The organism is Amycolatopsis sp. VS8301801F10, assembly GCF_046195355.1.
Taxonomy (GTDB): domain Bacteria; phylum Actinomycetota; class Actinomycetes; order Mycobacteriales; family Pseudonocardiaceae; genus Amycolatopsis.
In genome coordinates, this window is record NZ_CP176065.1 from 5,711,079 (window position 1) to 5,737,223 (window position 26,145).

25 protein-coding genes are annotated in these 26,145 nt (G+C 71.4%); 15 read left to right on the forward strand and 10 right to left on the reverse strand.

Annotation, left to right across the window (positions count from 1 at the left end; all coding sequences use genetic code 11):
* Window positions 1-12 precede the first annotated feature (12 nt).
* The 3 genes from F9C11_RS26890 to F9C11_RS26900 form a co-directional block, all read right to left on the reverse strand.
* Window positions 13-1,776 carry an ABC transporter ATP-binding protein gene (locus F9C11_RS26890; protein WP_409180142.1) on the reverse strand — a complete coding sequence of 588 codons (1,764 nt, stop codon included), beginning with the start codon at window positions 1,774-1,776 and terminating at the stop codon, window positions 13-15.
* On the reverse strand, window positions 1,773-3,449 hold the full coding sequence (locus F9C11_RS26895) for an ABC transporter ATP-binding protein (protein ID WP_409180143.1): 1,677 nt from the start codon (window positions 3,447-3,449) through the stop codon (window positions 1,773-1,775). Before F9C11_RS26895 ends, F9C11_RS26890 begins: the two co-directional genes overlap by 4 nt.
* A 309-nt stretch (window positions 3,450-3,758) precedes the next feature.
* Window positions 3,759-4,631, reverse strand: coding sequence for a hypothetical protein (locus F9C11_RS26900; RefSeq protein WP_409180144.1), 873 nt, complete (start codon window positions 4,629-4,631; stop codon window positions 3,759-3,761).
* 43 nt (window positions 4,632-4,674) lie between these two features.
* On the opposite strand from F9C11_RS26900, the gene F9C11_RS26905 reads away from it, so the two are divergent.
* From F9C11_RS26905 to F9C11_RS26935, 7 genes are all read left to right on the forward strand, one after another.
* Window positions 4,675-5,175 carry a DinB family protein gene (locus F9C11_RS26905; RefSeq protein ID WP_409180145.1) on the forward strand — a complete coding sequence of 167 codons (501 nt, stop codon included), beginning with the start codon at window positions 4,675-4,677 and terminating at the stop codon, window positions 5,173-5,175.
* Between the two features lie 78 nt (window positions 5,176-5,253).
* Window positions 5,254-5,343, forward strand: coding sequence for a DUF664 domain-containing protein (locus F9C11_RS26910; protein WP_409180146.1), 90 nt, complete (start codon window positions 5,254-5,256; stop codon window positions 5,341-5,343).
* 24 nt (window positions 5,344-5,367) lie between these two features.
* A complete protein-coding gene (locus tag F9C11_RS26915; RefSeq protein ID WP_409180147.1) occupies window positions 5,368-6,078 on the forward strand; it encodes an MBL fold metallo-hydrolase in 711 nt (236 codons plus the stop codon).
* Between the two features lie 489 nt (window positions 6,079-6,567).
* A complete protein-coding gene (locus tag F9C11_RS26920; RefSeq protein WP_409180148.1) occupies window positions 6,568-7,380 on the forward strand; it encodes an ABC transporter permease in 813 nt (270 codons plus the stop codon).
* Window positions 7,365-8,069 carry an ABC transporter ATP-binding protein gene (locus tag F9C11_RS26925; RefSeq protein ID WP_409180149.1) on the forward strand — a complete coding sequence of 235 codons (705 nt, stop codon included), beginning with the start codon at window positions 7,365-7,367 and terminating at the stop codon, window positions 8,067-8,069. Before F9C11_RS26920 ends, F9C11_RS26925 begins: the two co-directional genes overlap by 16 nt.
* Window positions 8,056-9,066, forward strand: a complete 1,011-nt coding sequence (locus tag F9C11_RS26930; RefSeq protein ID WP_409180150.1) for an ABC transporter substrate-binding protein — start codon at window positions 8,056-8,058, stop codon at window positions 9,064-9,066. Before F9C11_RS26925 ends, F9C11_RS26930 begins: the two co-directional genes overlap by 14 nt.
* Window positions 9,063-10,217 carry an LLM class flavin-dependent oxidoreductase gene (locus F9C11_RS26935; RefSeq protein WP_409180151.1) on the forward strand — a complete coding sequence of 385 codons (1,155 nt, stop codon included), beginning with the start codon at window positions 9,063-9,065 and terminating at the stop codon, window positions 10,215-10,217. The genes F9C11_RS26930 and F9C11_RS26935 overlap by 4 nt, the downstream gene beginning before the upstream one ends.
* Window positions 10,218-10,488: 271 nt before the next feature.
* On the opposite strand, the gene F9C11_RS26940 is transcribed toward F9C11_RS26935, so the two are convergent.
* From F9C11_RS26940 to F9C11_RS26950, 3 genes are all read right to left on the reverse strand, one after another.
* A complete protein-coding gene (locus tag F9C11_RS26940) occupies window positions 10,489-11,169 on the reverse strand; it encodes a GntR family transcriptional regulator (RefSeq protein WP_409180152.1) in 681 nt (226 codons plus the stop codon).
* A gap of 60 nt (window positions 11,170-11,229) precedes the next feature.
* The gene (locus F9C11_RS26945; RefSeq protein ID WP_409180153.1) at window positions 11,230-12,492 is read right to left on the reverse strand and encodes an alpha-hydroxy-acid oxidizing protein; all 1,263 of its coding nucleotides are present in this window, start codon (window positions 12,490-12,492) and stop codon (window positions 11,230-11,232) included.
* 136 nt (window positions 12,493-12,628) lie between these two features.
* Window positions 12,629-13,579, reverse strand: coding sequence for a response regulator transcription factor (locus F9C11_RS26950; protein WP_409180154.1), 951 nt, complete (start codon window positions 13,577-13,579; stop codon window positions 12,629-12,631).
* Window positions 13,580-13,721: 142 nt separating this feature from the next.
* Here F9C11_RS26950 and F9C11_RS26955 point away from each other — a divergent pair, with 142 nt between their 5' ends.
* Window positions 13,722-15,167 carry an amidase gene (locus tag F9C11_RS26955; protein WP_409180155.1) on the forward strand — a complete coding sequence of 482 codons (1,446 nt, stop codon included), beginning with the start codon at window positions 13,722-13,724 and terminating at the stop codon, window positions 15,165-15,167.
* On the opposite strand, the gene F9C11_RS26960 is transcribed toward F9C11_RS26955, so the two are convergent.
* Both F9C11_RS26960 and F9C11_RS26965 read right to left on the reverse strand, forming a co-directional pair.
* Entirely contained in the window at window positions 15,145-15,993 is an 849-nt protein-coding gene (locus tag F9C11_RS26960) for an alpha/beta hydrolase (RefSeq protein ID WP_409180156.1), read from the reverse strand. The two genes, F9C11_RS26955 and F9C11_RS26960, sit on opposite strands and share 23 nt — an antisense overlap.
* Window positions 15,990-17,207: an amidohydrolase family protein gene (locus tag F9C11_RS26965; RefSeq protein ID WP_409180157.1), complete on the reverse strand. Its 1,218-nt coding sequence runs from the start codon at window positions 17,205-17,207 to the stop codon at window positions 15,990-15,992. The genes F9C11_RS26960 and F9C11_RS26965 overlap by 4 nt, the downstream gene beginning before the upstream one ends.
* Before the next feature lie 53 nt (window positions 17,208-17,260).
* Between F9C11_RS26965 and F9C11_RS26970 the strand changes: the two genes are divergently transcribed.
* Window positions 17,261-17,827, forward strand: coding sequence for a TetR/AcrR family transcriptional regulator (locus tag F9C11_RS26970; protein WP_409180158.1), 567 nt, complete (start codon window positions 17,261-17,263; stop codon window positions 17,825-17,827).
* Here F9C11_RS26970 and F9C11_RS26975 read toward each other — a convergent pair whose 3' ends face one another.
* A complete protein-coding gene (locus tag F9C11_RS26975; RefSeq protein WP_409180159.1) occupies window positions 17,828-18,583 on the reverse strand; it encodes an IclR family transcriptional regulator in 756 nt (251 codons plus the stop codon). It abuts the gene before it with no gap.
* 39 nt (window positions 18,584-18,622) lie between these two features.
* On the opposite strand from F9C11_RS26975, the gene F9C11_RS26980 reads away from it, so the two are divergent.
* Window positions 18,623-19,525, forward strand: a complete 903-nt coding sequence (locus tag F9C11_RS26980; protein ID WP_009078908.1) for an acetaldehyde dehydrogenase (acetylating) — start codon at window positions 18,623-18,625, stop codon at window positions 19,523-19,525.
* On the forward strand, window positions 19,522-20,547 hold the full coding sequence (gene dmpG / locus F9C11_RS26985; RefSeq protein ID WP_409180160.1) for a 4-hydroxy-2-oxovalerate aldolase: 1,026 nt from the start codon (window positions 19,522-19,524) through the stop codon (window positions 20,545-20,547). The genes F9C11_RS26980 and dmpG overlap by 4 nt, the downstream gene beginning before the upstream one ends.
* Here dmpG and F9C11_RS26990 read toward each other — a convergent pair.
* Window positions 20,541-21,146, reverse strand: coding sequence for a TetR/AcrR family transcriptional regulator (locus tag F9C11_RS26990; protein WP_409180161.1), 606 nt, complete (start codon window positions 21,144-21,146; stop codon window positions 20,541-20,543). The genes dmpG and F9C11_RS26990 overlap by 7 nt on opposite strands.
* A gap of 91 nt (window positions 21,147-21,237) precedes the next feature.
* On the opposite strand from F9C11_RS26990, the gene F9C11_RS26995 reads away from it, so the two are divergent.
* The 4 genes from F9C11_RS26995 to F9C11_RS27010 all read left to right on the forward strand — a co-directional run bounded on the left by F9C11_RS26995 (window position 21,238) and on the right by F9C11_RS27010 (window position 26,130).
* Entirely contained in the window at window positions 21,238-22,167 is a 930-nt protein-coding gene (locus F9C11_RS26995) for an oxygenase MpaB family protein (RefSeq protein WP_409180162.1), read from the forward strand.
* Window positions 22,168-22,210: 43 nt separating this feature from the next.
* Window positions 22,211-23,236 (forward strand): LLM class F420-dependent oxidoreductase, encoded by a 1,026-nt coding sequence (locus tag F9C11_RS27000; RefSeq protein WP_409180163.1) that lies wholly within the window; start codon window positions 22,211-22,213, stop codon window positions 23,234-23,236.
* A gap of 174 nt (window positions 23,237-23,410) precedes the next feature.
* Window positions 23,411-24,718, forward strand: coding sequence for an MFS transporter (locus F9C11_RS27005; protein ID WP_409180164.1), 1,308 nt, complete (start codon window positions 23,411-23,413; stop codon window positions 24,716-24,718).
* Complete coding sequence (locus F9C11_RS27010) at window positions 24,715-26,130, forward strand: pyridoxal phosphate-dependent decarboxylase family protein (protein ID WP_409180165.1); 1,416 nt, start codon at window positions 24,715-24,717, stop codon at window positions 26,128-26,130. Before F9C11_RS27005 ends, F9C11_RS27010 begins: the two co-directional genes overlap by 4 nt.
* Window positions 26,131-26,145 lie beyond the last annotated feature (15 nt).

Here is a 26,145-nt window from a genome sequence, read left to right on the forward strand (position 1 = left end):
TAGGGGAAATCCTCACCGACGGCGGCTGCGCATGCCGGACCAGGCGGTCCAGAGCGTGGCGTACCGGCCGCCGGCGGCGACCAGTTCGTCGTGCGTCCCGGATTCCACGACCGCCCCGGCGTCCAGGACGACGATCCGGTCCGAGGCCGCGGCCTGGGTCAGGCGGTGCGCGACGATCAGGCCGGTGCGGCCCTCGAGCGCGGCGGCCGCAGCGGCTTCCAGCGTTTTCGCGCCGGCGCTGCCCGCTTCGGCGGTGGCCTCGTCGAGGATCGCCACGGGCGGATCGGCCAGCACCAACCGGACCAGGGCCAGCTGCTGCGCCTGCGTGACCGTGAGCCGATGGCCGCCTTCGCCGACGACCGTCGCGAGCCCGTCGGGCAACGCTTCGACCCACTCGGCGGCGCCGACTTTGGCCAGCGCCGCCTGCAGTTCCTCGTCGGTGGCTTCGGGAGCGGCCAAGCGCAGATCGTCGGCCAGCGGTCCGCTGAAGACGTGCACTTCCTGGCTGATCAACGCCACCGCGCGCCGGGCGGCGGCCGGGCCGAGCTGGTCGAGCGGGACTCCGCCGATCGACACCGTGCCGCTGCTGGCCTGGTGGATCCCGGCGATCAGCTTCGCCAGCGTCGTCTTCCCGGCTCCGCTCGCCCCGACCAGTGCGACGCGCTCGCCCGGCGCGACTTCGAGGTCGACGTCGCGGAGCACCGGATGGCCGTCCACATAGGAATGTCCGAGGCCGGCCGCCTTCACCGACGCGTCGACCGGACGGCTCGCCCGGGCCGGTTCGGCCGGTGCGGGAAGATCCGCCACCCCGATCAGCCGGGAGAGGCTCGCCGTCGCCGCCTGCGCGTCGTCCACCAGCGCGAGCGCGGTGTTGATCGGCCCGAAGAGGCTGTGGAAGTACAACGCGGCCGCCGTCGCGACGCCGACGGTCGCGAGATTCGCGCCCACCAAAAGGAAACCGGCGGCGAGCACCGCGGAAAGGCCGACGAACTCGGCGAGGTTCAGCCGCCCGTAGAACCGGGTGGCGAGCCGGACGCCGCGCAAAGCCAGCTCGACCGCGCCGTCGGAGCGTTCGCGGACCCGGTCGACGTGCGCGTCCGCGAGCCGGAACGCGCGGACGGTTTTGGCGCCGCCGATGGTGTCGAGAAGCTGCTGCTGCTGAGCGCCGACGGCGGCTCGCTGGGCGGCGTAGAGCGGGGTCGCGCGGCGGACGTACCAGCGGACGGTGTGCAGCTGGATCGGGACCGCCAGCAGGGCCGCGGCGAGGAAACGCCAGTCGAGGACCGCCATCGCGACGAGGGTCAGCGCGATCGTCAGCACCGAACGGGCCAGCGCGGGCAGAGCTTGCCGGACCGCGTCGGCGACCACCGAGACGTCGGTGGTGACCCGGGCCGTCAGGTCGCCGGAACCGGCCTTCTCGACCTGCTCCAGCGGCAGGCCCAGGGCACGGTCGACGAACCGTTCGCGCAGGTCGGCGAGCATGGTTTCGCCGAGCCGGGCGAGCATCGAGGCACCGACGGCGGTGGCGACCGCGGACGTCGCGGCGACCAGGACCAGGCCGGCTACCGGGTAAACGAGCGCGGAGGCGGGCCGGCGGGTGGCGACGAGGTCGACGACCCGGCCGAGGAGGGGAGCGGTGAGCAGGCTGATCGCGGTCGCGCCGACGACGAAGGCGAAGGACGCGATTGCGCGGGTTTTTGCCTGTCGCAGAAGGTCGAGGAGGACTGCCCGGGTGCGTGGTGCGGTGGCGAGGGGGAGGAGTTCGCGTTCGGTCACGAGAGCACCGCCGCTCGGTAGGCCGCCTCGGTGCTGGCTAGTTCGGTGTGGCTGCCTTCGGCGACGACCTGGCCGTTTTCGATCAGGACGACGCGGTCGGTCACGGAGAGCAGCGCCGGGCTGGTGGTGACCACGATCGTCGTGCGGTTTCGCCGTAGTGCCGCGAGGCCGGTGGCGATGCGGGCTTCGGTGACGGTGTCGACTGCGGTGGTCGGATCGTGCAGCACCAGGACCGGGGCCTCGGTGGCGAGGGCACGTGCCAGGGCGACCCGTTGTCGCTGTCCGCCGGACAGCGATCGACCGCGTTCGGTGACCGCGGTGGCGGTGCCGGAAGGGAGAGTCGCGGCGACTTCGTCGGCTGCTGAGGCGGTGAGTACTCCGTCCGGGACAGCGGGCATTCGGCCGCGGACGTTGTCTTCCACGGTGCCCTCGAACAGATCTGTGTCGTGCGCGGCGACGAGGACGACGTCGCGGACGCGGTCGGGGTCCACAGTGGACAGATCCGTCGCGTCGACGTGGACGGACCCGGCGCGAGGATCGGCGAACCGGCCGAGGCAGTCGAGGAGATCGGTGGCTGTGGCGGGATCGGGGGTCACGACGCCGAGCAGCTCGCCGGGCGGGACGGTGAGGTCGAGTTCGCGGAGTTTTCCGTGCGATACGGCGGAAAGCCTGACGCTGCCGCGCGCCGGGGCGGGCAGCTCTCCGCTTCCGTCGGGGACGGCTGGGGGCGCGCTGAGCACGGCGGCGACCCGGCCGGCGGAAGCACGGCCCTGGGCGAGCTGACCGTTGACCCAGGCGAAGATGGTGAACGGCGTCTGCAGGAACTGGGCAAGCCCGACCGCGGCGACGAGGTCGCCGACGGAGATCTCGCCGTTCGCCGCCAGCGAGCCGCCGGCCAGCGCGACGATCGCGATGAAGATGCCGGTGAGCGCGAGCAGTGCGCCGTTGTGCCAGGCCTGCGCGCGGGCCGCGCGGATCGTCGCCCGCAGGGAATCCCGGCTGGTGCGCCGGTACCGCGCGGTCGCCGCCGGTTCCGCGCCGATGCCCTTCAGCACCCGCAGCCCGCTGACGAGGTCGGCCGCGACACCGGAGGCGTGCGCGGCGCGTTCCTGTTCCAGTTCGCTGCGCTTCTCCAGCGGCTTGCCGATGAGGTGCGCGAGGACCAGCAGCGGCGGGGTGCCGAGGAGCACGAGCAGCCCGAGCGGCACGGACATCCGCAGGAGCACGACCGCGCTCACGACCAGCCCGGCGAGCGCGGCGATGCCGAACGGGAGCACCGCGTTGATCATCCCGACCCGGCGGGCGTCCGAGGTCCCGACGCTCGCCAGTTCCCCAGCGAGCGAACCGTTTTCCGCGCCGCCGCGAGGATGCAGGACGCGCCGGCTGACCGCGAGGCGGATCTCGTGCGCGGCCCGCTCGGCCGCGAGCTCGGCGGCCCTCGCGCCGAAGCGGTAGCTGGTGGAGAGCACGAGGAAGACGACCGCCAGCACGGCCAGCCAGCCGAGGAGCGTCAGCGCGGAGCTGTCGGCGACGGCCCGGTCCAGCACCACGCCGATCACCACCGGGACGAGCGCCTCGCCGCCCTGGTGCCCGGCGGCGAGGACAGCCGCGGCGAGGACGGATTTCCGTTGTCCGGCGAGGGCACTGCGCAGGACGTCCCGGCCGCTGGTCATCGGCGCCTCCGTTCGCGCGGACGAGGCCGGTCCGGTCGCCGGTTCCTCCCTTTCGTCCACGAGGGAAGGCTAGCCTAACTTTCGGGCGGGGGAGTTAGCGGCGTGCTGTCTCGGGTGGTTGCTCTCCGGTCGAGGCGGCTGTTGGTTCGGGTTCGCCGAATCGGGCCAGTGCGAGTGCGGCGGCTACGGCGAGGACGAAGCCGGTCAGGGCGATGACTGTGAAGCCGGGTCGGGTCGGGTCGGGTCGCCGAGCAGGAGGACGCCGGTCAGCGGCGGGGTGGCCGTTGCCTTCGGTTGGCGCGGGTGGGGTTATCGGCGTGCTGTCTCGGGTGGTTGTTCGCCGGTTGAGGCGGCTGCTGGTTCGGGTTCGCCGAATCGGGCCAGTGCGAGTGCGGCGGCTACGGCGAGGACGAAGCCGGTCAGGGCGACGAGCGCGAAGCCGGGTCGGGTCCGGTCGCCGAGCAGCAGGACGCCGATCAGCGACGGCATGACTGTTTCGCCGAGCACCAGCATCGCCGTGGCGGTGGTGACGCTGCCGCGTTGCAGGGCGGTGGCGAAGAACAGCATGGCCAGCGCGCCCGCGATGGCGACGACGTACAGCGCGGGGTCCCGCAGCAGGTCGAGCGGCGCGAGGCTCGGGATGACCCGGCCCGCCACCGCGACCAGCCCGAAGCACAGCCCGGCGACCAGCCCGAGCCCGGCGGTGCGGACGCGTTCGCCGGCGCGGCCGACGAGCAGCCCGGCGATCCCGAGCACCGCGGCGGCCCCGGCCAGCGCCAGCCGGAAGCCCAGGCCGACCTCGCTGGAGCCCTCGCTTTCCGCGGCCGAACCGAGCAGCGCGAGCCCGGCGACCACGACGCCCACGGCGGTCCATTCCCGCGCCCCGAGCCGGACGCCGAACACCCGCACCGCGACGGCCGTCACCGCGAGGCTCGCGGCTTGCGTGGCCTGCACGAGAAACAGCGGCAGGACGTGCAGGGCGGCGATCTGCGCGACGAAGCCGACGCCGTCGAGCAGCAGCCCCACGACGAACTTCCACTGCTTCAACACCCGCAGCAGCAAACGCGGGTCGACCCCGGCACCGCCCTCGTCGGGCGCGGCCTTCGCGGCCACCGCTTGCATCACCGAAGCCACGCCGTAGGCCACCGCGGACAGCAGCGCGCACAGAAATCCCCACACCATGACGCCGAGGGTATTCCTGCCGGGCGGCGGTAGGGTCGGGGCCATGGCGGAGGTAGCGCGCGTGTGGCCGGATCCGCTCGACGGCGACGAGATGACCGTCCAGACGCGGTTCCTCGACTTCCTCCGGGCGACCGCCGTGCAGAAGATCACCGGATTGAGCCGGGAGCAGGCGGCCGCGGCTCCGTTGCCGAGTTCGCCGCGGACCAGCGCGCTGGGCGTGCTCAAGCACCTGACCGCGGTCGAACGGTGGTGGCTGGTGATCGAGGCGGGCGGCTCCGACGAGCCTTCGCTGTGGCCGGGCTTGCCGGACCCGAGCTGGGACCTGACGCCGGAGGACGACGTGGCCGGGGTCGTCGCGGCCTACCGCGCCGAATGGGGTCGCGCGGCGGCGGCGTTGGCCGGGCTGGAGCCGGGGGACCGGTCGCGGCGGTCTGGGGGGTTCGCAGTGCGGTGGGTGTTGGCGCATGTGGTGCAGGAGACGGCGCGGCATGTGGGGCATTTGGATGCATTGCGGGAGCTGGCTGACGGTTCTGTGGGCGAGTGACCGGGGATTGTCGCTGATCGCGTTGGGCAGAGTGGTGCGGCTGGGTTGACGCGGGAGGACGGGTCGGGGGAGTTCGCGGTGCGGTGGGTGTTGACCCAGGAGACGGCGCGGCACGTCGGGCACCTCGACGCGTTGCGGGAGCTGCCCGACGGCTGCGCGGGCGAATGACCGGCAACCGTTAGGCTGCGGGGCATGGCAGACCAGCTCTACTTCCGCCAACTGCTCGCCGGCCGCGATTTCGCCGTCGGGGATCCTGTCGCGACCCAGATGGTGAATTTCGCTTACCTGATCGGGGACCGCGAAACGGGCGAGGCGGTGCTGGTCGACCCGGCTTACGCGGTGGGCGACCTGGTCGAGACGCTGGAAGCCGACGGGATGCGGCTGACCGGCGTGCTCGCCACGCATCACCATCCCGACCACGTCGGCGGCGACATGATGGGCTTCTCGCTGCCGGGGATCGCGGAGCTGCTCGCCTTGCGGCCGGTGCCGATCCACGTCAACGCGCGGGAAAGCGAGTGGGTGCGGCGGGTGACCGGGGTTTCGGACACCGACCTGCGCGCCCACGAGCACGACGACGTCGTGACGGTCGGCTCGATCGACATCCGGCTGCTCCACACCCCCGGGCACACGCCGGGCAGCCAGTGTTTCCTGGTCGGCGACCGGCTGGTCTCCGGCGACACGCTGTTCCTGGAAGGCTGCGGCCGGACCGACTTCCCTGGCGGCGACGCGGACGCGATTTTCCGCAGCCTGCAATGGCTGGCGACGCTCCCGGGGGACCCGGTGGTGTATCCGGGGCACCAGTATTCGCCGGAATCGTCGGCGTCGCTGTCCCGGGTGAAGAGTTCGAACTTCGTGTTCCGGCCCCGGTCTCTCGAGGAATGGCGGAGAATGTTCGGAGGCTGAGCCGCGTTCAGGCCGCCGGCGGTGCGGTGCCGCTGCGGGGTGCGCGGGCCGACGGGTCGCGCGGTGAAGGGTACGGGCGAAGAACGCTTGCAGTGCCTGGAAAATGACCATGGTCATCTTGTACCGCACGGCACCGACAATTTTCGGGCCGAGTCCGCATCGCCGCGTGCCGTATCGGCGGCGAGGAGCGCTCCCCGGAGCAACCGCCATGTTCGGCAACCGGGCGGGAAAACTGTCCCGCATCCCGGGCATTCGCCGGTCCGCCCGGTGAACAAACCCGGCACACCGCCGCGCGGATTCCAGTGCGTGAGAGCAGTCCGGCACGCCATTGACTTCACCCGTCCGGGGATCGAAGCTCGGTGCATGAAGCGCGGCGTCCTCCTTGTCTGCCGCCTGCACGTCGACCTCCGGCAGCAGGCGAGCGCGGTCTGTCCGGCCCGCCGCTGAATTCCTTTCCCTGAACCGAAAACCCCCACCCGGGAGAAATCCGTGTCGATTTCCACCACGGGCGTGCTGCCGCGCGCCGAAACGGCGGCGCCGAAGCGCGCGCGGCGGCGGCTGCCGTCGCTGCGCCGCTGGATCAGCCCGGTCGCGCTGGTCGCGGCGTGGCAGATCGCCAGCTCGACCGGCGCGCTGCCGCCCGACAAACTCAGCTCGCCCTGGACCGTCCTGCAAGCCGGGGTCGACGTCGCCCGCAGCGGCGAACTCGGCAGCGCCTTCGCGGTTTCGCTGGGCCGCGTCGGCGCCGGATTCGCGCTCGGGGCGCTCGCCGGGCTGCTGCTCGGGGCCGTCGCGGGGTTGTCGCGCTGGGGCGAGGCGCTGGTCGACCCGCCGGTGCAGATGTTGCGGACGCTGCCCTTCCTGGGACTGATCCCGTTGTTCATCCTGTGGTTCGGGATCGGCGAGGAGACCAAGATCTTCCTGGTCGCGCTGGGCGTGGCGTTTCCGCTGTACCTGAATGTCCACTCGGGAATCCGCACGGCCGACCCGCAGCTCGTGGAAGCCGCGCGGGCGCTGGGATTCACCCGCGCCGAACGGTTGTGGCACGTCGTGTTGCCGGGTGCGCTGCCGCAGGCGCTGGTCGGGTTGCGGCAGTCGCTGGGCGTCGCGTGGCTGGCGCTGATCGTCGGCGAGACGGTCAACGCCGACGCCGGAATCGGTTATCTCATCAACAATGCCCGCGAATTTCTGCGCACCGACGTCGTGGTGGTCGGGCTCGTGGTCTACGCCGTGCTGGGCCTCGTCACCGACGCGCTCGTCCGGCTGCTCGAAAGGAGGGCCTTGCGATGGCGAGCCCGGTAGTCGAAGTCCATGACCTGACGAAGAAATTCGGCGACCGGACTGTCCTCAACAGACTCAATCTGGACATCGGCCGCGGCGAGTTCGTCGCGCTGCTCGGCCGGAGCGGGTCCGGGAAGTCTACTTTGCTGAAGGTGCTGGCCGGGCTGGATCCGGAGATCGAGGGCACCGCCAGTGTCGACGGGACGGTTTCCGTCGCGTTCCAGCAGCCCCGGTTGCTGCCGTGGCGGAGAGTCTGGCGCAACATCGTGCTCGGGCTGCGGCAGGACAATGACCGCGCCGTCGCGGAGAAGGCGCTCGCCGAGGTGCGGCTGGCGGAGCATGCCGACAAGTGGCCGCTGACGCTGTCCGGCGGTGAGGCGCAACGGGTTTCGCTTGCCCGCGCGCTGGTTCGCGAGCCGGATCTGCTGTTGCTGGACGAACCGTTCGGCGCGCTCGACGCGCTGACCCGGCTGGCGATGCACCGGCTCGTCGAGGATCTGTGGCGCACGCACCGGCCCGCGGTGCTGCTGGTGACCCACGACGTCGACGAGGCGCTCGTGCTCGCCGACCGGATCCTCGTCCTCGGCGAGGGCCGCATCGTCTCCGAACACGTTCTCGGCCAGCCGCGTCCGCGGCAGGCCGCCGACAACGCCGAGGTGCGCAGCCGCGTCCTGGCCGATTTGGGAGTGACCGAAGGTGCATCTGCGTAACGTCCTGGCCGCGGCGCTGCTGCTGACCGGGCTCGCCGCTTGCTCGTCGGCCGCGTCGGACGGGCGCGCGCCGGTTCCGGCCGCGGTTTCGCCGGCGGAGCTGAAAAAGGTCACGCTCCGGGTCGGCGACCAGAAGGGCGGGGTGAAATCCCTGCTCACCGCGGCGAATCAGCTGAGCGGCACGCCGTACCGGATCGAATGGTCCACCTTCACCTCGGGTCCGCCGTTGCTGGAGGCGGCATCCGCGGGAGCGATCGACATCGGCCGGGTGGGCAACACGCCGCCGATTTTCGCCGCGGCGTCGAAGGCGAAGATCTCCGTGGTGAGCGTGGCGAAGAGCAATGTGGAGCGGGAAACCATCCTGGTGCCGCCGGATTCGCCGCTGACCGACGTCGCTTCGTTGCGGGGCAAGACGGTCGGCGTCGCGAAGGGGAGTTCGGCGCACGGGCAGCTGCTCAACACGCTGAAGAAGGCCGGTCTGTCCACAAAGGACATCAAGCTCTCGTTCCTGCAGCCGTCCGAGGCGTTCGCCGCGTTCACCCAGCACCAGATCGACGCGTGGGCGATCTGGGATCCTTACACCGCGCAGGCGCAGATCGACGCCCACGCCCGGGTGCTCGCCGACGGTCGCGGCGCGTCCAACGGGCTCGCCTTCGAGACCGCCAGCACCACCGCGCTGGCCGATCCGGGCAAGAACTCGGCGATCAGGGATTTCGTGCAGCGCGTGGTGAAAGCCCAGCTCTGGTCGAACTCCCATCCGGACGAGTGGGCGCGCGCGTGGGCGGCCGAAACCGGGCTGAAGCTCGAAGTGGCGAAGAAGGCGGTTTCGGCAGGCCGGGACCGGCCGATCCCGCTGGACGACGCGGTCGTCGCGTCCGAACAGCAGCTTTCCGACGCGTTCACGAACGAGGGCACGCTGCCCGGGAAGGTCGACTTCGCGGCGTTCGTCGACCGCCGTTACGGGCCCGACATCGAGGCCGCGAGGAGGAACGGATGAGCGTGAAACTGCACTGGTTCCTGCCGACCAGCGGGGACGGCCGGACGATCGTGGAACGCTTCCACGCCAACAAGTCCCAGGGCCCGAGCGCGCAACGGCCGGCGGACCTGGACTACCTCGCGCAGGTCGCCCGCGCGGCCGAGCGGCTCGGGTTCGAGGGCGTGCTGACCCCGACCGGGACCTGGTGCGAGGACGCCTGGCTGACCACCGCCGCGCTGATCCGCGAGACGAGCCGGTTGAAGTTCCTGGTCGCGTTCCGCCCGGGCGTCATCTCGCCGACGCTCGCCGCGCAGATGGCCGGCACCTTCCAGCGGCTGTCCGGCGGCCGGGTCCTGCTGAACATCGTGACCGGCGGCGACGCGGTCGAACAGCGCCGCTTCGGCGACTGGCACGACCACGACGCCCGCTACGCCCGGACCGACGAGTTCCTGTCGATCGTGCGCGGCGTGTGGTCGGGCAAGCCGTTCGACTTCGCCGGGGACCACCTGCGCGTCGAAGGGGCCACGACGCTCGCCGCGCCGGACCCGGTGCCGCCGCTGTACTTCGGCGGCTCGTCGGCGGCGGCGCTCCCGGTCGCCGCGCGGCACGCGGATGTCTACCTGACCTGGGGCGAGCCGCCCGCGCAGGTCGCGGAGAAGATCGGCAAGGTGCGGGAGCTGGCGGAGCGGGAAGGCCGGACGGTCCGGTTCGGCGTCCGGCTGCACACGATCGCGCGCGACACCTCGGCGGAGGCTTGGGCGGAGGCGCAGAAACTGCTGGACGCGCTGAGCCCGGAGCAGATCGCGAAGGCCCAGTCGCAGCTGGCGGCGAGCGAGTCGGTGGGGCAGCAGCGGATGGTCGCGCTGCACGGCGGCCGGGCCGGGACGACGGCGCGGGACCTGGAGATCCACCCGCGTCTGTGGGCCGGGATCGGCCTGGTGCGCGGCGGGGCGGGGACGGCGCTGGTGGGGAGTTTCGCGGAGATCGCGGACTTGATCGAGGAGTACCACGACGCCGGGGTGGCGGAGTTCGTGCTGTCCGGGTACCCGCATCTGGAGGAGGCGTACTGGTTCGGCGAGGGGGTGCGGCCGGAGCTGGCGCGGCGCGGGTTGCTGGAGGAGGCGCCGGTGGTGCGGGCGGTGCCGGGGGAGAGGGCGGTGGCCGCGCAGTAGGGGCGGTGCCGGGGTGAGGGCTCACGGGCTGCGGCCTGGCGGAGGCGTTCGTGCGGAGGTGGGCAGACCGGGCCTTGTGCGCGGCGGTGCTGGTGAGGGCCGGGGCCAGGGCTCACGGGGGCCGCGGGCTGGCGGGGGCGTGTGTGCGGAGCTGGGCTGCCGGGGCCCTCGTGAGCGGCAGTCCCGGTTAGAACCGGGATCAGCGCTCACGAGCCGCTGGGCTGATCGCGGTGCGGGTGGTGGCCGTGCCGGTGAGAACCGGTGCGGGCGGTCACGCGTCGAGGTCTCCGGGCAGCAGCAGGGGCACTTCGTTCCGGCGGCGGAGCGCCAGGTGCATCATCGCGCGGCCGCCCAGCTCCAGGTCGTCCTCCAGTGCCTTGAGCGCGGTCTCGCCGCCCGCGCGGAGCTGGCCGACGAGGTGCCGGTGCGTCGCCGCCAGGTGTGCGGCGGAGGATTCGGCCCGGATCGTCGCGAGCATGCAGTTGAGTTCGTTCGCGCAGGCCCGGTGCGCGGCCAGCACGCGAGGGTTTCCGCTGGCCGCCACGATTTCCGTGTGCACCGCGCTGTGCGCCTCGATCACGTGCCGCCACGGGGTTTCCGCGGTCATCGACTCGAGACGCCGCACCGCCTCGTCCACCGCGTCGAAGCTCGCGTTCTGCAGCAGCGCGAGCCGCAGTGCGCCGAGTTCCAGGATGGAGCGGTACGAGCACATCGCGTCGATGCGTTCGGACGTCACGGCGGGCACGACGATTCCCTTGTTGCGCTGGTGTTCTAAGAGCCCCTCGGACACCAGCGTCTGCAGGCCGGACCGCACCGAATGGCGGCCGGCGCCGAAGCGGGCGCTCAGCGATTCCTCGGTGAGCCGGGTCCCGGGTTCGAGGAGGCCGTCCAGGAGATCGTCGCGGAGGGCCTGCGCGATGCTTCCGGGCGTGCTGCCCGCCTGTTCGCGCACTTCGCCACTCGTTTCAGCAGAACTTCCCACCGCCGCTTCCGATCTTAGCCGACCCCACCGTCAAATCCGGGCGGGCAGCCGCAGGGACGCGTGTTCCGCGGTGATGTCGTCGGTGCGCGGGACGCCGAGGAGCCGCAACGTCCGCACATACTCGGCGCGGAGAATGTCGATCGCGCGCTCGACGCCTTGTTCGCCCGCCGCCATCAGGCCGTACAGGTAGGCCCGGCCCACCATCGCCGCCGACGCGCCCAGGGCCCGCGCGGCGACCAGGTCGGCACCGGTCCGGACGCCGGTGTCGAGGATGACCTCGCAGTCGTCGCCGACGGCGTCCACGACGCGCGGCAGCAGTTCGAGCGGGGTCGGCGCGCGGTCGAGCTGGCGGCCGCCGTGGTTCGAGAGCACGAGGGCGTCGACGCCGGAACCGGCCAGCACCTCGGCGTCCGCGACGCTCTGAATCCCCTTGACGACCAGCTTTCCCGGCCAAATCCCGCGCAGCCACCGCAGGTCTTCGCCGGTCAGCGACGGGTCGAACATCGTCCCGATCAGGTCCTCGACCGTGCCGTCGAAGCTGTTCAACGCGGCGAACCGCAGCGGTTCGGTGGTCAGCAGGTTCAGCCACCAGGACGGCCGGACCGCGATCCCGGCGAGCGTGCGGACGGTCAGTGTGGGCGGGATCGTCAGTCCATTGCGGACATCGCGCATCCGCGCCCCGCCGATCGGGGTGTCGACGGTCAGGACGAGCGCTTCGTACCCGGCTCGCGCGGCGCGTTCGACCAGCGCTTCGCTCGCCGCGCGGTCCTTCCAGAGGTAGAGCTGGAACCACTGCCGGGCGGACGGGGCGCAAGCCCGGACGTCCTCGAGATCGGTGGTTCCCATGGTGGAAAGCACGTAGGGGATTCCGGCGCGGGCGGCCGCGCGGGCGACGGCGATCTCGCCCTCGTGGTGCATCATCCGCGTGAACCCGGTGGGCGCGAGCACGAGCGGCAACGTGGACTGTCCACTGAGGACTGCAGTCGACGGGTCCACCTCGGTGACGTCCCGCAGCACGCGCGGGTGCAGTTCGACCTCCTCGAAGGCCCGCCGGGCCCGGCCGAGGCTGATTTCCTGCTCCGCCGCGCCGTCGACGTAGTCGAAAACCGGCCGGGGCGTGCGGCGGCGCGCGATGGTGCGCAGGTCGTCGATGGTGTGCGCGGCGGCGAGGCGGCGCTCGCGCACGTCGAACCGCGGCTGGCGGAAGGTGAGCAGCGGCCGGATCTCGGACGGCCGGGGCAGCCGCCGCCGGATCGGCCGGCGGGGCAGGTGCTCGGGTTCGAACGTGGTCATCCGCTGCCTCCTGGCCACCGGGAATTGGTACACAATCGCGAGCCGATGAACTGCGTGCTGCATCGGCGTTTGTGCAAAGAACTGGCGGGAGGAGTGAAGCATAGCGCGCAGCATGGGCGCAAGGATTGTGACACAATCAGCGGTGTGCGGCCTCCAACGCGCTAAGGGTGTCGAGGTCGTGTTCGAGCGCGTGCCGGGCCAGCGCGGTCCGGTTCGCGCAGTCGAGCTTCACCAGCGCCGACTCGACGTGGCTGCGCACCGTCCGGACGGTGATCCCCAGCGCCGCCGAGATCCGCTCGTTCGACCATCCGCGCGCGACCAGCCCGACGACGTCCAGTTCCCGCCCGGTCAGCGGCCCGGGCTCGGGCACCCGGGAGATCCGCAGCAGGACGCCGTCCGGGCGGCGCGCCCGCGCCAGCACCCGCCACCAGCCGCCGTCCGCGTCGCGGTGCCGGAATCCGGTCCGCTCGGCCGTGGCGCACCGCGCGGCGAGCCGGGACTCGCGCTCGTTCAGCGGCAGTCGCGCGGGCAAGGCCGAGCGCACCTCGACCTTGCCCGGGGAAACGAACAGCACGACGTCGGCCGCGGGATCGCCGGGCTCGGCGCCGGGGTCGGCCAGCGCGGCGAGATCGTGGGACAGCATCGTGAGCGCGAGAACGGAGCCGTCGTCGAGCGGCCGGTCATGAGTCGAACTCAGCGCTACGAAACTCCGCTCCGGACCGGCACCCGGCGCGAGCGGCAGCGTCACCCCTTCGCGGAAGCCGTAGGGCTGGATGCCTTCCCGGTACGTCCTGGTCTCGTGGACGTCCGGGACGTCCACGAAGCGCAGCGGGAGGCCCAACCGCGCCGCGCGCCGGTGGATCGGGCATTTCCAGCGGTAGGTCGTGGTGAGGTAGCCGAGCATGTCCGCCGGATAGCCGAGATTGACCGTCGTGGTGCGCTGTCTGCTGCCGCTCACCAGGGCGGCGCAGTCGAACCCGAGTTTGTCGCGCACGGTGCGCAACGGCGTCTCGACGGGCAGGTCGCCCCGGCCCGCCGCGCGCACTTCCCGAGCGAACCGAGCCCACCACTGCACATCCGCGGCCATGTCCGAACCTCCGCTGCCGGAGGCGAGCATGAACGCCCGCTGTCCGTAATGTCAACGCGGCGGGAGCGGATCGGCTTTTAGGCCGATGCGGCGGCGGTGGCCCGCTCGTAGCGTTCCGGTTCCCCGGCTGAAGGAGAACTCGATGCGCCTCGACGAATACGCCGCCCTCGACGCGACCGCGCTGGCCGCGCTCATCGCCTCCGGAGAGGTCGCCGCCGCGGAGGTCGCCGCGCTGGCCGTCGAAGCGATCGGCAAGGTGAACCCGGAGCTGAACGCGGTCGCCGACGGCCCGTTCGACCGTCCGCTCGAGTACTCGCGCGACGGCCGGTTCGCCGGGGTCCCGTTCGCGATCAAGGACCTCGTCCTGCACGCCGCCGGCGTGCCGACCCGGATGGGCACGCGGCTGCTCGGCAAGGGCGTCGTGCCGCCGGAGGACACGCACCTGATGGAGCGGTTCCGCGCGGCGGGCCTGGCGACGCTGGCCGTCACCACCACGCCGGAACTGGGGTTCAACGGCAACTCCGAAGCGCTGGCCTACGGTTCGACGCGCAACCCGTGGAACACCGGGCACAGCGCCGGCGGGTCCAGCGGCGGTTCGGCGGCCCTCGTCGCGGCCGGGGCGCTCCCGATCGCGCACGCCAACGACGGCGGCGGGTCGATCCGCGTGCCCGCGGCGTGCACCGGCCTGGTCGGGCTGAAGCCTACCCGGGGCCGGGTGCCCGCCGGTCCGGACTTCTCGGATCCGTTGTACGGCATGGGGGTCGAACTCGCGGTGACGCGGACGGTCCGCGACACCGCGGCACTGCTCGACGAGGTCGCGGTGAGCTGTCCGGGCGACCCGTACGTTCTCGCGCCGCCCGCGCGCCCGTGGCTCGAAGAAGTCGGCGCGGACCCGGGACGGTTGCGCATCGCGGTGCACACCGAATCCTGGTCGGGCAGTTACGTCGACCCGGAGGTGGCGCGCGCCGTCGAAGCTGTCGTCGAGGTGCTCGAAGCGGCGGGCCACCACGTCGAACGCGCGACGCCGGTCTTCGAATGGGAGTCGTTCCTGCACGCCAACCAGGTGCTGTGGTCGGGATTCCTGGCCGCGGCGGTCGCGGGGATCGAAGAGATGACCGGGGTCGCGGCGGGTCCGGAGAATCTCGAACGCACCACGTGGGCGTGCGTCGAGTACGGCCGTTCCCTCAGCGCGATGGAACTGACCGCGGCGCTGGGGGCGATGAACGTCGTTTCCCGGGCGGCAGGCCGGTTTTTCACCGAGTACGACCTGTTGCTGACTCCGACGACGAACACCCCGGCGCTGCCGCTGGGCCGGCTGGACGCGAACGCCGAGCTGGCCGCGGGCGAGTGGACGAGGCAGCTTTTCGACGCGTGCTCGTTCACGCCGTTGTTCAACCAGACCGGCGCTCCGGCGATCAGCCTTCCGCTCGGCCAGTCGGCGCGGGGGCTGCCGATCGGGGTGCAACTGGGCGGTCCGGTGTGTTCGGAGTCGGTGCTGCTGCGGGTCGCGGCGTTCCTGGAACAGGCCATGCCGTGGGAAGCTCGGCGACCCGCGGTCCACGTCGCTACCGGGACCGGCAAGTCCTGAGGTAGCTGAGAAACGACGCTGGCAACCCGGTCACGTGCGTTTCGCGCAGGACCTCGCTGGTGACGGCGGGCGAGGCGAGGCGGTGCAGGAGCGTGGCCGTGTTCTTCGCGAGGTTCTGGTAGACGGGCAGCTCGCCGAGCAGCTCCTGTTCGTTGAAGGTCACGTGCAGCTTGGCGGCGGGCAGGCCGTCGCCGAGCTCGCGGAGCTGGGCGAAAATCCGGCTGTCTTCCCCGACGACGCCGGGACTGCCCGCTCCGATGCTCTCGAAGAGGGAGCGGCCGCTGAGCCAGGCGTAGAGACAGAAAAGCCCGCCGTAGGAGTAGCCGAAGAGACCGTGCCCGCTCGCGGCCGTCCGGTAGTCGCGTTCGATTCGCGGGTGCAGTTCTTCGGCGAGGAAGGCCAGGAACGCGTCGGCCCGGGTGTCGCGCAGTTCGGCGAGGTAGGCGTCGGCTTGTTCGCGGGTCATCCTGCCGGTTTCGACTCCCATCTCGACGGCGTCGACGAACTCCCGGCCGATCGGCTCGCCGGGCGGCACGAGGTCCCGGTTGCGCAGCCGGGACCAATGCTGCGCCTCCTCGCCCGCGTAGCCGACGCTGACCTGGAGATACGGCTGGATCGGCTGCATGGGGTCCGCCTGGGTGACGATGAGCGGGGCCGTCAGGCCGACCGCCCAGTTGCCGTCGAGCACGTACACGACCGGCGCTCGCGTCGTGGCGGGGTCGTAGCCCGGCGGGGTGGTGACCCAGACGCCGTACGCGTGCCCCGCGCTGGAACGGATTTCGAAGTAGTCGGTGTCGGCGAGGCAGCCGTGCCACATGGCGCTCATCGGAGGTCCTTCACTACGCGGCCGGCCTGGACGACGACGATCGCGTTGGCCGGGTCGGCGAAAAGCCGGGGGTCTTCGAGCGGGTTTCCGTTCCAGAGCACGAAATCCGCCCGCAGTCCGGGAGCGAGGACGCCCACCTCGCCGGAGAGGCCGAGGATCTCGGCGTTGGTTTTCGTGGCCGCCACGAGAGCGTCCATCGGTGTCTCGAGCGCGGCCCGCAGGGCGAGTTCTTCGCCGCGGCGGTCCTGGGCCGGGCCGATGAGATCCGAGCCCAGCCCGATCCGCACCCCGGCTTCCTTGGCGCACGCGAGCGCCTCGGCCATCCGCTCGCGGACGCCCAGCGCCCGGTCGCGGATCGATTCGTTGAGGCCGGTGCTCGCGGTGTCCCGCAGCAGGTGCTCCACAACCGCGAATGTCGGGACCAGCGCGACGTCGTGAGCGGCCATTAATGCGGCTGTGGACTCGTCGATGTCAGTGCCGTGCTCGACACAGCGCACCCCGGCCTCGACCGCGTTCCGGATGCCTTCGTTGTTGTGCGCGTGCACCGTCACGTAGGTGCCGCGAGCGGCGGCTTCTTGCACCGCGACGGCGATTTCTTCGACGGTGAACTGGGTGTCGGTCAGCTGGTCGTGCGCGCTGACCACCCCGCCGGTCACGCAAAGCTTCAGGAACGAGGCACCGCGCCGGAAGGCCTCGCGCACGTTGCTGCGCAGCTCGTTCGCGTTGCCGGACTGCATGGACAGGGCGCAAAGACCCGGAATGTGGTGCCTGCTCCACAGCTCGGTGGGCTCCCACTCAGCCCCGTAATAGCCGTGCCCGCCGGTCTGGCACTGCACCGGTCCGCACGACAGCACGCGCGGCCCCCGCACTTTGCCCTTCGCGATCGTGGTGACGACCCCGCCGTCGATCCCGCCAGTGTCGCGGACGGTCGTGAAACCGGCGTCCAGCGTTGCACCAGCGGTGGCGAAAATGTCCGCGGCCAGCTCGGCGACGCTGAGCTGGAACGAAAACTGCGGTTCGATCGGACTCGACAGTCCCAAGTGGACGTGCGCGTCGATCAGGCCGGGCGTCATCGTCAGCCCGTCGGCGTCGAGGCGCTCGCCGGCCGCGCCGGGCTGGGCGATCAGCCCGTCTTCGACGGCGACGGTGCCCTCGGCGGGATCGCGCCCCGTCCCGTCGACGACCGTCGCGCCGACTACCTGAAATCGTCCCACAAGCCGTTCCCTCCGCCGTTGCACCCGTCTTTTCCAATGGATAAACTGCGGCGGTGACCTTGTCAAGCACGGAACCCGCCGGCGACGCCCGCGAGCGGCTCCTGGCCCGGCTCCTCGGCGCCTTCGACGGGACGCTTCCCTCGCCGGACGTGTCGCTGCGGGAGGTCGCCGCCCGGGCCGACACCAGCCATGCCCTGCTGCGGTACCACTTCGGGTCGCTGCCGGGGGTCCTGGCGGCGATGCTCAAGGCGCAGCGCGCCCGCGACAACGAGGTGCTGTTCGAGAGGGCGAAGCAGAGCACCTTCGACGACTTCGTCGTGGCGATCTGGCGGACCTACACCCGCCCGGAGCAGCTGTCCCGGGTCCGCGGCTTCTTTCACGTCGCGGGCCTGGCCGCGTACCGGCCGGAAGACTTTCGCGAGCTGGTCGATTCGCTGGACGACCTGACCAAGATGCTGGCCTCGCTGGCGGAACGCGAAGGGCGCGGTGCCCAGGAAGCGCGGACCATGGCGACCGTCGCCGTCGCCGCGATCCGCGGTCTGCTGCTGCAGGAAGTGCTGACCCCGGAGGGGCATTCCGAGGACGCGGTCGCCTTGCTCCTGCGGTTGAGCAAGGGCTGATCAGGTCTCGGAAACCGTCCGCGACAAGGCCAACGCCACTGTCCGCACCGCGGGCGCGACCCGTTCGGTCCGCATCCGCGTCGCCCATCCGGAGATCGACACCGCGGCCACGGCGAGCCCGTTCGCGTCGACGAGCGGGCTCGCCGCGCACACCACGCCGATGCCGGATTCCTCGCGCTCGAACGCGATCCCGTCCTCGCGGATCCGCGCCAGCTGGCGCCGCAGCAATCCGGGCGCGGTGATCGTCCGAGAGCTGACCCGAGGCAGCCCGGCGTCGATCACGCGCGTCACGACGTCGTCGGGGGAGCGGGACAGAATCGCCTTCCCGACCCCCGTCGCGTGCGCCGGGAACCGCCCGCCGGTGCGCGACGGCAGATCCGGCGCGTCCGGTCCGCGCAGCACGTCCAGGTACACCACCTCGGTGCCCTCCAGCACCGCGAGATGCACCGTGTTCCGGGTGGCCTCCCGCAGGTCCGCCAGGTACGGCCGCGCCGCCTCGACCAGGCCGCGGCGGCGCACCGCGAGCTGGCCGATCTCGAACAGCCGCAGTCCCAACCGGACGGACGTGCCGTCGCGTTCCAACAGGCCGGTATCCGCCAGATGCCCGGCCAGCCGGTGCACGGTCGTCTTCGCGAGGCCGGTCCGGCGCGCCAGTTCGGAGACGCCCAGCGCGTCGTCGCCGGGGCGGAAGGCTTCCAGCACGGCGGCGACCCGTGCGGTCACGAGCCCGTCGCCGTTCCGTCCAGTGGTACGCATGGGTTGAGTGTGCCCCATCCCGGCGAGCACCGTGGCGGCATGGCGGAACGCAAGGTGACGGCCGCGATCGTCGGCCCGGGCAACATCGGTACGGATTTGCTGGCAAAGCTCCAGCGCAGCGAGCACGTGGAAGTGCGCTACATGGTGGGCGTCGACCCGGCGTCGGACGGGCTCGCCCGCGCCGCGAAGCTCGGCCTCGAAACGTCCGCCGAGGGCGTCGACTGGCTGCTCTCGCGCGCGGAACTGCCGCAACTGGTGTTCGAATCGACGTCGGCGAAGGCGCACAAGGCCAACGCGCCGCGGTACGCCGAAGCCGGCATCCGCGCGATCGACCTGACCCCGGCCGCGGTCGGCCCGCTCACCTGCCCGGCGGTGAATCCGCCCGACCAGCTGACCGACCGCAACGTCAACATGATCACCTGCGGCGGCCAGGCGACCATCCCGATCGTGCACGCGGTTTCGCGGGTGACGCCGGTGTCGTACGCGGAAATCGTCGCGTCGGTGTCGTCGCGGTCGGCCGGGCCCGGCACGCGCGCGAACATCGACGAGTTCACCGAGACCACCGCGCACGCCATCGAAAAGGTCGGCGGCGCGGACAAGGGCCGCGCGATCATCATCATCAACCCGATGGACCCGCCGATGATCATGCGCGACACGGTGTTCTGCGCGGTCGACCCGGACGCCGACTTCGACGCGATCAGCGAATCCGTGCACCGCATGGTGAAAGACGTCCAGCAGTACGTGCCGGGCTACACGCTCAAGGCCGACCCGCAGTTCGACCCGCCGCGCCCGGACTGGAGCGGCAAAGCCCGCGTGGGCGTCTTCCTCGAGGTCGCGGGCAACGGCGACTACCTGCCCAAGTACGCGGGCAACCTCGACATCATGACCGCCGCCGCCGCGCGCGTCGGCGATCTCTTCGCCGCTCAGGAGGTGGCCGCGTGAACAACACCGACGTCCGGCTGGTCGACACCACTCTGCGCGACGGCAGTCACGCCATGGCGCACCAGTTCACCGAAAAGCAGGTGCGCGACACCGTCCGCGCGCTGGACGACGCGGGCATCTCGCTGATCGAGGTGACCCACGGCGACGGTCTCGGCGGCTCGACCTTCAACTACGGTTTTTCCTTGGTGGACGAGCGAAAGCTGATCGCCGCCGCCGTCGACGAGGCGAAGCAGGCGAAGATCGCCGTGCTCCTGCTGCCCGGTCTCGGCACGGTCACCGACTTGCGCGCGGCGGCCGATCTCGGCGCGGGCGCGGTGCGGATCGCCACGCACTGCACCGAGGCCGACGTGTCCATCCAGCACTTCGGCGCGGCGCGGGATCTCGGCCTGGAAACCGTCGGATTCCTGATGCTGTCGCACATGTCGGCGCCGGAGGATCTGGCGAAACAGGCCCGGATCATGGTCGACGCGGGCTGCCAGTGCGTGTACGTCGTGGACTCCGCGGGCGCGCTGATCCTGGACGACGCGTCCGAACGGGTCGCCGCGCTCGTCGCGGAACTCGGCGACGAAGCCCAGGTCGGCTACCACGGGCACCAGAACCTGAGCTTCGGCGTCGCCAACTCGGTGCTCGCGTACCGCGCGGGAGCCCGGCAGATCGACGGTTCGCTCGCCGCGCTCGGCGCCGGCGCGGGCAACTCGCCGACGGAAGTCCTCGCCGCCGCCTTCGACCGGCTCGGCGTCAAAACCGGCGTGGACAAAGACGTTCTGATGGAAGCCGCGGAGAACGTCGTCAAGAAGTACCTGACCCGGCTGCCGGTGATGGACCGCTCGTCCATCATCCAGGGCTACGCCGGCGTGTACTCCAGCTTCCTGCTGCACGCCGAGCGCGCCGCCGAGCGCTACGGCGTCCCGGCGCACGAAATCCTGTACAAGGTCGGCGAAGAACGCTACGTCGGCGGCCAGGAGGACATGATCATCGACATCGCGCTGCGGCTGCGCGACGAGCGGGCAGCCGCTCAGTGAGTCCCCGAGTCGAAAGCGTCCGCGCCGAGCACGAGCTGCACGCAGTGCTCGACCAGACGCTCGCGGCTCACCTTCAGCGTGCCGTCGAGATAGGCGATGAACACGTTGCTGAGCGCGCCGACGAGACCGATCGCCACGAGCTGGCGGCCGGTCTCGTCGCCGCGCGAAAGCTGTTCCCCGACCAGCGCGGTGAACGCCGGGAGGAGGTGCAGGCCGCGCTGGGTCAGCGCCGGATCGGTCAGCGGCGCGAGCAGCAGCACCCGGCCCTTGCGCGGATCGTCCAGCATCAGCTCCACGAACGCGGTCACGGCGCGTTCGGCGCGGCGGCGCGGATCGCCTTCGCCGGACACCGCGCCGGCCAAGGCTTTCCGGGCCTGCTCCCCGACGTCCTCGTAGACCGCGGCCACCAGGCTTTCCCGGTCGGCGAAGCTTTCGTAGAAGTACCGCTCGGTCAGCTTCGCGGACCGGCACACCGCGCGCACGCTCACCGCCGCGCTGCCCTGCGCGCCGAGCAGGTCGAGCCCGGCGGCCAGCAGCCGCGCGCGGCGCTGGGCCTTGCGGTCGTCCAGCGTCGTGCCCGCCCACGTGCGGCCCGGCATACCCGCTCCCGTCCAGAGTTGACCACAGCTGTTGTCACATCCTAGCCTGACCACAGCCGTAGTCGCTTCGCCGACCCGCCGAGGAGCCGCGATGCCCCGGGAAGCACCCGAACCGCTCGGACCGGACTCGCTGACCTGGAAGTACTTCGGCGACTGGCGCGGCCTGCTGATCGCGCTGTGGGCCGGGTCGATGCAGAACATGCACCCCGGGCTCGGCGCGGGCGTCGAGCAGCATTCGAAGTTCTTCGAGGAACGCTGGCAGCGGCTGTTCCGTTCGCTGTACCCGATCGGCGGCGTCGTCTACGACGGCCCGCTCGCGCACCGCACGGCGCTGCAGGTGCGCGGCTACCACGACCGGATCAAGGGCGTGGACGCGCGAGGCCGCCGCTACCACGCGCTCGACCCGGACACGTATTACTGGGCGCATGCGACGTTCTTCGTCAGCACCATCCTGATCGCCGACAATTTCATGGGCGGCATCGGCGAAGAGGAAAAGCGCACGCTGTTCGACGAGCACGTGCGCTGGTGGCGGATGTACGACATGACGATGCGGCCGGTGCCGGAATCCTGGGAGGACTTCCAGCGGTACTGGAAGCACATGTGCGCCGAGGTGCTGGAGGACAACAAGGCCGCCCGCGACGTCCTCGACCTCCGCGGCATCGCGAAACCGCCCTTCCTGCCGTGGCTGCCGGATCCCTTGTGGAAGCCGGTCGCGAAGGTGATCGCGAAGCAGTTCGTGTGGCTGACCGTCGGGATGTACGACCCGGAAGTGCGCGAGCTGCTCGGCTTCCGCTGGACCGCGCGCGACGCCCGGCGGCACCGCCGCGTCGGCAAGCTGATCAACGCGGCGTTTTCGCTGCTCCCGCACGACCGCCGCTACCATCCGCGGGCACGGGCGGGCTGGCGGCGCGCCCGCGGCGAACTGGCCCCGGGGGCGCCGCCGGCCGAAACCCCGCGCCGCAATCTTCCCCCGCTCGCCGAGCGCGGGAAACCGGAGCACTACTCGCCGGACGTGCCGTGAGCCGCACGGGCTTCCGCGCGGACTCGGAGATCAGGAGGGCTGGATGAAGCTGGGCTTTCACCTCGGGTACTGGGGGAGCGGGCCGATCCCGGGCGCGCAGGAGGCCGTGCTCGAAGCGGAACGGCTCGGGTTCGACTCGGTGTGGTCGGCCGAGGCGTACGGGTCGGACGCGTTCACGCCGCTGGCCTGGGCGGGCGCGGCGACCAGCCGGATCAAGCTCGGCACCAACATCGTGCAGATGTCCGCGCGGACCCCGACCGCCACCGCGATGAGCGCGCTGACCATGGACCACCTGTCCGGCGGCCGGTTCGTGCTCGGGCTGGGCGCGTCCGGGCCGCAGGTGGTGGAGGGCTGGTACGGCCAGCCGTACCCGAAGCCGCTGGCGCGCACGCGCGAGTACGTCGAGATCGTGCGCAAGGTGCTGGCCCGCGAGGAACCGGTGACCATCGACGGGCAGTTCTTCCAGCTGCCGCTCAAGGGCGGGACCGGGCTGGGCAAACCGCTCAAGCCGACCGTGCACCCGCTGCGCGCCGACCTGCCGGTCTACCTCGCCGCGGAAGGGCCGAAGAACGTCGCGCTGGCCGCGGAGATCTGCGACGGCTGGCTGCCGCTGTTCTTCTCGCCCAAATCGGACGGCTTCTACCGGGCCGCGCTGGAGGAGGGGTTCGCCCGCCCGGGCGCGCGCCGGAGCCTGGCCGATTTCGAGGTGGCGGCGTCGGTGCCGGTGATCGTGCACGACGACGTCGAGGAGGCGGCGAGCCGGATCAAGCCCGCGCTCGCGCTGTACATCGGCGGGATGGGCGCGAAGACCGTGAACTTCCACCACGACGTCTTCGCCCGGCTCGGGTACGCGGACGTGGCGGACAAGGTGCAGGAGCTGTATCTGGCCGGACGCAAGGAAGAAGCGGTGAAGGCGATTCCGACGTCGCTGGTCGAGGACACCTCGCTGATCGGCCCTGCGGAGAAGGTCCGCGAGGAATTGCCGGCGTGGGAGAAGACGGTGGTGACGACGCTGCTGCTGCGCGGGGACGCGGGATCGCTGGCGAGGGCGGCGAAGGCGCTCTCCTGAAGGCGAGTCGTGAGCGCCTGTCCCGGTTAGAACCGCGACAGGCGCTCACGAGTCCGTAGTCGGCCCGGTACGGCCGGTGCATCACGACGGTGGCACGATTCCTCCCGACCACTTCCGGGAACCGGCGAAGATCCATTAGGCATGCGTTCGTCGTTCCGCCTTCGAGGAGGACCTTTGGCGCCGCTGTCCCGCCGCACGAGATTCCGCTACTCGCTCGGCTCCTTCGTCACCGGCGGGTTCGGCACCGTGCCGGGGCTGCTCCTGCTGCCGTACCTCACCGACACCATGGCAGTGCCCGCGGCGGCGGCCGGGATCATCGTGTTCGTGCCCAAGGCGTGGGACGTGGTCTTCAACCCGGTCGCCGGACGGCTGTCCGACGCCGACCTCTCGCGCACCGGGAGCAGGCGGCGGTTCCTGCTGCGCGGCGGCATCGGCGTCGCGGTGCTGTTCTTCGCCCTGTTCGCGCATCCCGGCTTCGGCACGCCGGTGTGGGACGCGACCTACGTCGTGGCGATGTTCTTCCTGTGCGCCACCGCGTACGCGTTCTTCCAGGTGCCGTTCAACGCGCTTCCGGCCGAGCTGACCGATTCCGCCGAGGAGCGCACGAAACTCACCAGCGTCCGGATCGGCGTGCTGGCGGTCGCGGTGCTGGTGTCCGGCGGCGTCGCCCCGGCGATCACCGACCTGCTGCCCGGCGTGGCCGGCTACCGGGTGATGGGCCTGGTGATGGCGGTGATCATCCTGGCCGCGACGCTCGCCGTCTACTTCGGCCTGAAGGGCGCGCCGGTCGGCTCGCTGCGGCCGAACACGGTGCGGCTCAAGGAACTGACGCGCACCATCGCGCGGTGGCGTTCCTTCCGGTGGCTGCTCGGCGTCTACTTCATCCAGGCGCTCGGCATCGGCACCGTGCTGGCCGCGATCCCGTACTTCGCGCAGCACGTGCTCGGCGATCCGAGCTATCGCACCTACCTGTTCGTCGGGTTCGTCGGGCCCGCGCTCGTCACCATGCCGCTGTGGCCCCGGCTCGGCGCGCGCTGGGGCAAGCTCGCCGGATTCCGCGTCGCCACCACGTCGTTCTTCCTCGGCCTGGTGGCGATGTACTTCGCCGACCGGCTCCCGTTCGCCGCGACCCTGGTGTTCGTCGCGCTCGCCGGCGTCGGCTACGCGGGGATTTCGGTGTTCCCGCTGGCGATCCTGCCGGACCTGATCAGCGCCGAAGAAGAGCGCACCGGCGAGACCCGCGCGGGCGTCACGGCCGGGGTGTGGACCGCGTCCGAGACGCTCGGGCTCGCGCTCGGGCCGGGCCTGTTCGGTCTCGTGCTGCAGGCCGGGAGCTACGTGTCGAGCACCGGTGCCACCGCCGTCCCGCAGCCGTCCTCGGCGATCACCGCGATCGTCATCGGCGCGTCCGTGCTGCCCGCGGTGCTGATCGCGCTCGGCATCCCGCTGCTGCGCCGTTCGGTGCTGGAGAAGCAGGCGTGACCGGCATCCTGGCGCGGCTGCGCGAACTCCGCTCCGGCGACCTGCCGACGCACGGCGGGCGCACGCTGGCCTACGTGTACGACAGCGGACTGTCCGAAGTGGACGAAATCGCCGCCGCCGCGCACGCGCTGGCCAGTTCGGCCAACGGACTCGACCCGACCGCGTTCCCCAGCCTGCTGCGGATGGAGAACGACCTGGTCGCCCGCGCGGCCGGACTGCTCGGCGGCACGCCGGAGACGGTCGGCACGGTGACCTCCGGCGGCACCGAATCGTGCCTGCTGGCGGTTCTCGCCGCTCGCGACGCGCGCCCGGACCTCGCCTCGCCGTCCATCGTGCTTCCGGAAACCGCGCATGCCGCGTTCCACAAGGCCGCGCATCTGTTCGGGGTTCGGAAGGTCGTCGTGCCGGTCGATCCGGACACCTTCCGCGCGGACCCGGCGGCGATGACCGCGGCGATCGACGATTCCACCGTGCTGGTGGTGGCGAGCGCGCCCTCGTACGCACACGGTGTCGTCGACCCGATCTCGGAGATCGCCGCCGCGGCATCGGCGCGCGGGGTGCGCATGCACGTCGACGCGTGCATCGGCGGCTGGGTGCTGCCGTACTTCGCGAAACTCGGCGCGGAGTTGCCGCCGTTCGACTTCCGAGTTCCGGGCGTCACCAGCATTTCGGTGGACCTGCACAAATACGCCTACTGCGCCAAGGGCGTCTCGGTGCTGCTGCACGCGTCCGCGGAACTCCGCCGGACGCATTTCTTCGCGAGCGCGGCCTGGCCCGGCTACACGATGCTCAACCCGACGCTGCAGAGCACCCGCTCCGGCGGTCCGCTCGCCGCCGCGTGGGCCGTCGTGCAGCATCTCGGCGAGGACGGTTACCTGAAACTGGCCTCGCGCGCGAGGGAAGCCGTCGAGCGGATTCGTGCTGGCGTAGCGGAGATTCCGGGCTTGCGCGTGCTGGGCGATCCGGTGTCGACGCTGGTCGCGTTCACCGGCTCGGACGGGTTCGACCTGTTCACCGTCGCCGACGAGATGAAGGCGCGCGGCTGGTACGTCCAGCCGCAGTTCGCGCACGGGACCTCTCCGCTGAACCTGCATCTCACCGTCACCGCCGCGAACCACGGCAGCGAACCGGAATTCCTCGCCGATCTGGCGGCTTCCGTCGGCGCGGCGCGGGCGGCGGGCCCGGTGCGGGTCGATCCGGACGTCGCCGCGTTCGTGGCCGCGCTGGACCCGGAAACGCTGACGTCCGAGCAGTTCGGCGGCTTGCTCGCGGCGGCGGGCCTGACTGGCGGCGACGGGCTGCCGGAGCGGATGGCTCCGGTCAACGCGCTGCTGGCGGCCGCGCCGGGACCGTTGCGGGAGCGGCTGCTGGTGGAGTTTCTCGGCGCGCTCTACACGCCGTCGCCGCGGTAGCGCAACCGAACGGCC

Bases quoted from the DNA above. Each gene is read 5' to 3' on its own strand.
- F9C11_RS26945 (WP_409180153.1), bottom strand. From the start codon at position 12,492: ATGACCACGTTCGAACCCGAGCACCTGCCCCGCCGGCCGATCCGGCGG.
- F9C11_RS26990 (WP_409180161.1), bottom strand. From the start codon at position 21,146: ATGCCGGGCCGCACGTGGGCGGGCACGACGCTGGACGACCGCAAGGCC.
- F9C11_RS26995 (WP_409180162.1), top strand. From the start codon at position 21,238: ATGCCCCGGGAAGCACCCGAACCGCTCGGACCGGACTCGCTGACCTGG.
- F9C11_RS26950 (WP_409180154.1), bottom strand. From the start codon at position 13,579: ATGGCCGCGGATGTGCAGTGGTGGGCTCGGTTCGCTCGGGAAGTGCGC.
- F9C11_RS26975 (WP_409180159.1), bottom strand. From the start codon at position 18,583: ATGCGTACCACTGGACGGAACGGCGACGGGCTCGTGACCGCACGGGTC.
- F9C11_RS26895 (WP_409180143.1), bottom strand. From the start codon at position 3,449: ATGACCAGCGGCCGGGACGTCCTGCGCAGTGCCCTCGCCGGACAACGG.
- F9C11_RS26935 (WP_409180151.1), top strand. From the start codon at position 9,063: ATGAGCGTGAAACTGCACTGGTTCCTGCCGACCAGCGGGGACGGCCGG.
- F9C11_RS26960 (WP_409180156.1), bottom strand. From the start codon at position 15,993: ATGAGCGCCATGTGGCACGGCTGCCTCGCCGACACCGACTACTTCGAA.
- F9C11_RS26905 (WP_409180145.1), top strand. From the start codon at position 4,675: ATGGCGGAGGTAGCGCGCGTGTGGCCGGATCCGCTCGACGGCGACGAG.
- F9C11_RS26955 (WP_409180155.1), top strand. From the start codon at position 13,722: ATGCGCCTCGACGAATACGCCGCCCTCGACGCGACCGCGCTGGCCGCG.
- F9C11_RS26925 (WP_409180149.1), top strand. From the start codon at position 7,365: ATGGCGAGCCCGGTAGTCGAAGTCCATGACCTGACGAAGAAATTCGGC.
- F9C11_RS26915 (WP_409180147.1), top strand. From the start codon at position 5,368: ATGGCAGACCAGCTCTACTTCCGCCAACTGCTCGCCGGCCGCGATTTC.
- F9C11_RS26900 (WP_409180144.1), bottom strand. From the start codon at position 4,631: ATGGTGTGGGGATTTCTGTGCGCGCTGCTGTCCGCGGTGGCCTACGGC.
- F9C11_RS27000 (WP_409180163.1), top strand. From the start codon at position 22,211: ATGAAGCTGGGCTTTCACCTCGGGTACTGGGGGAGCGGGCCGATCCCG.
- F9C11_RS26980 (WP_009078908.1), top strand. From the start codon at position 18,623: ATGGCGGAACGCAAGGTGACGGCCGCGATCGTCGGCCCGGGCAACATC.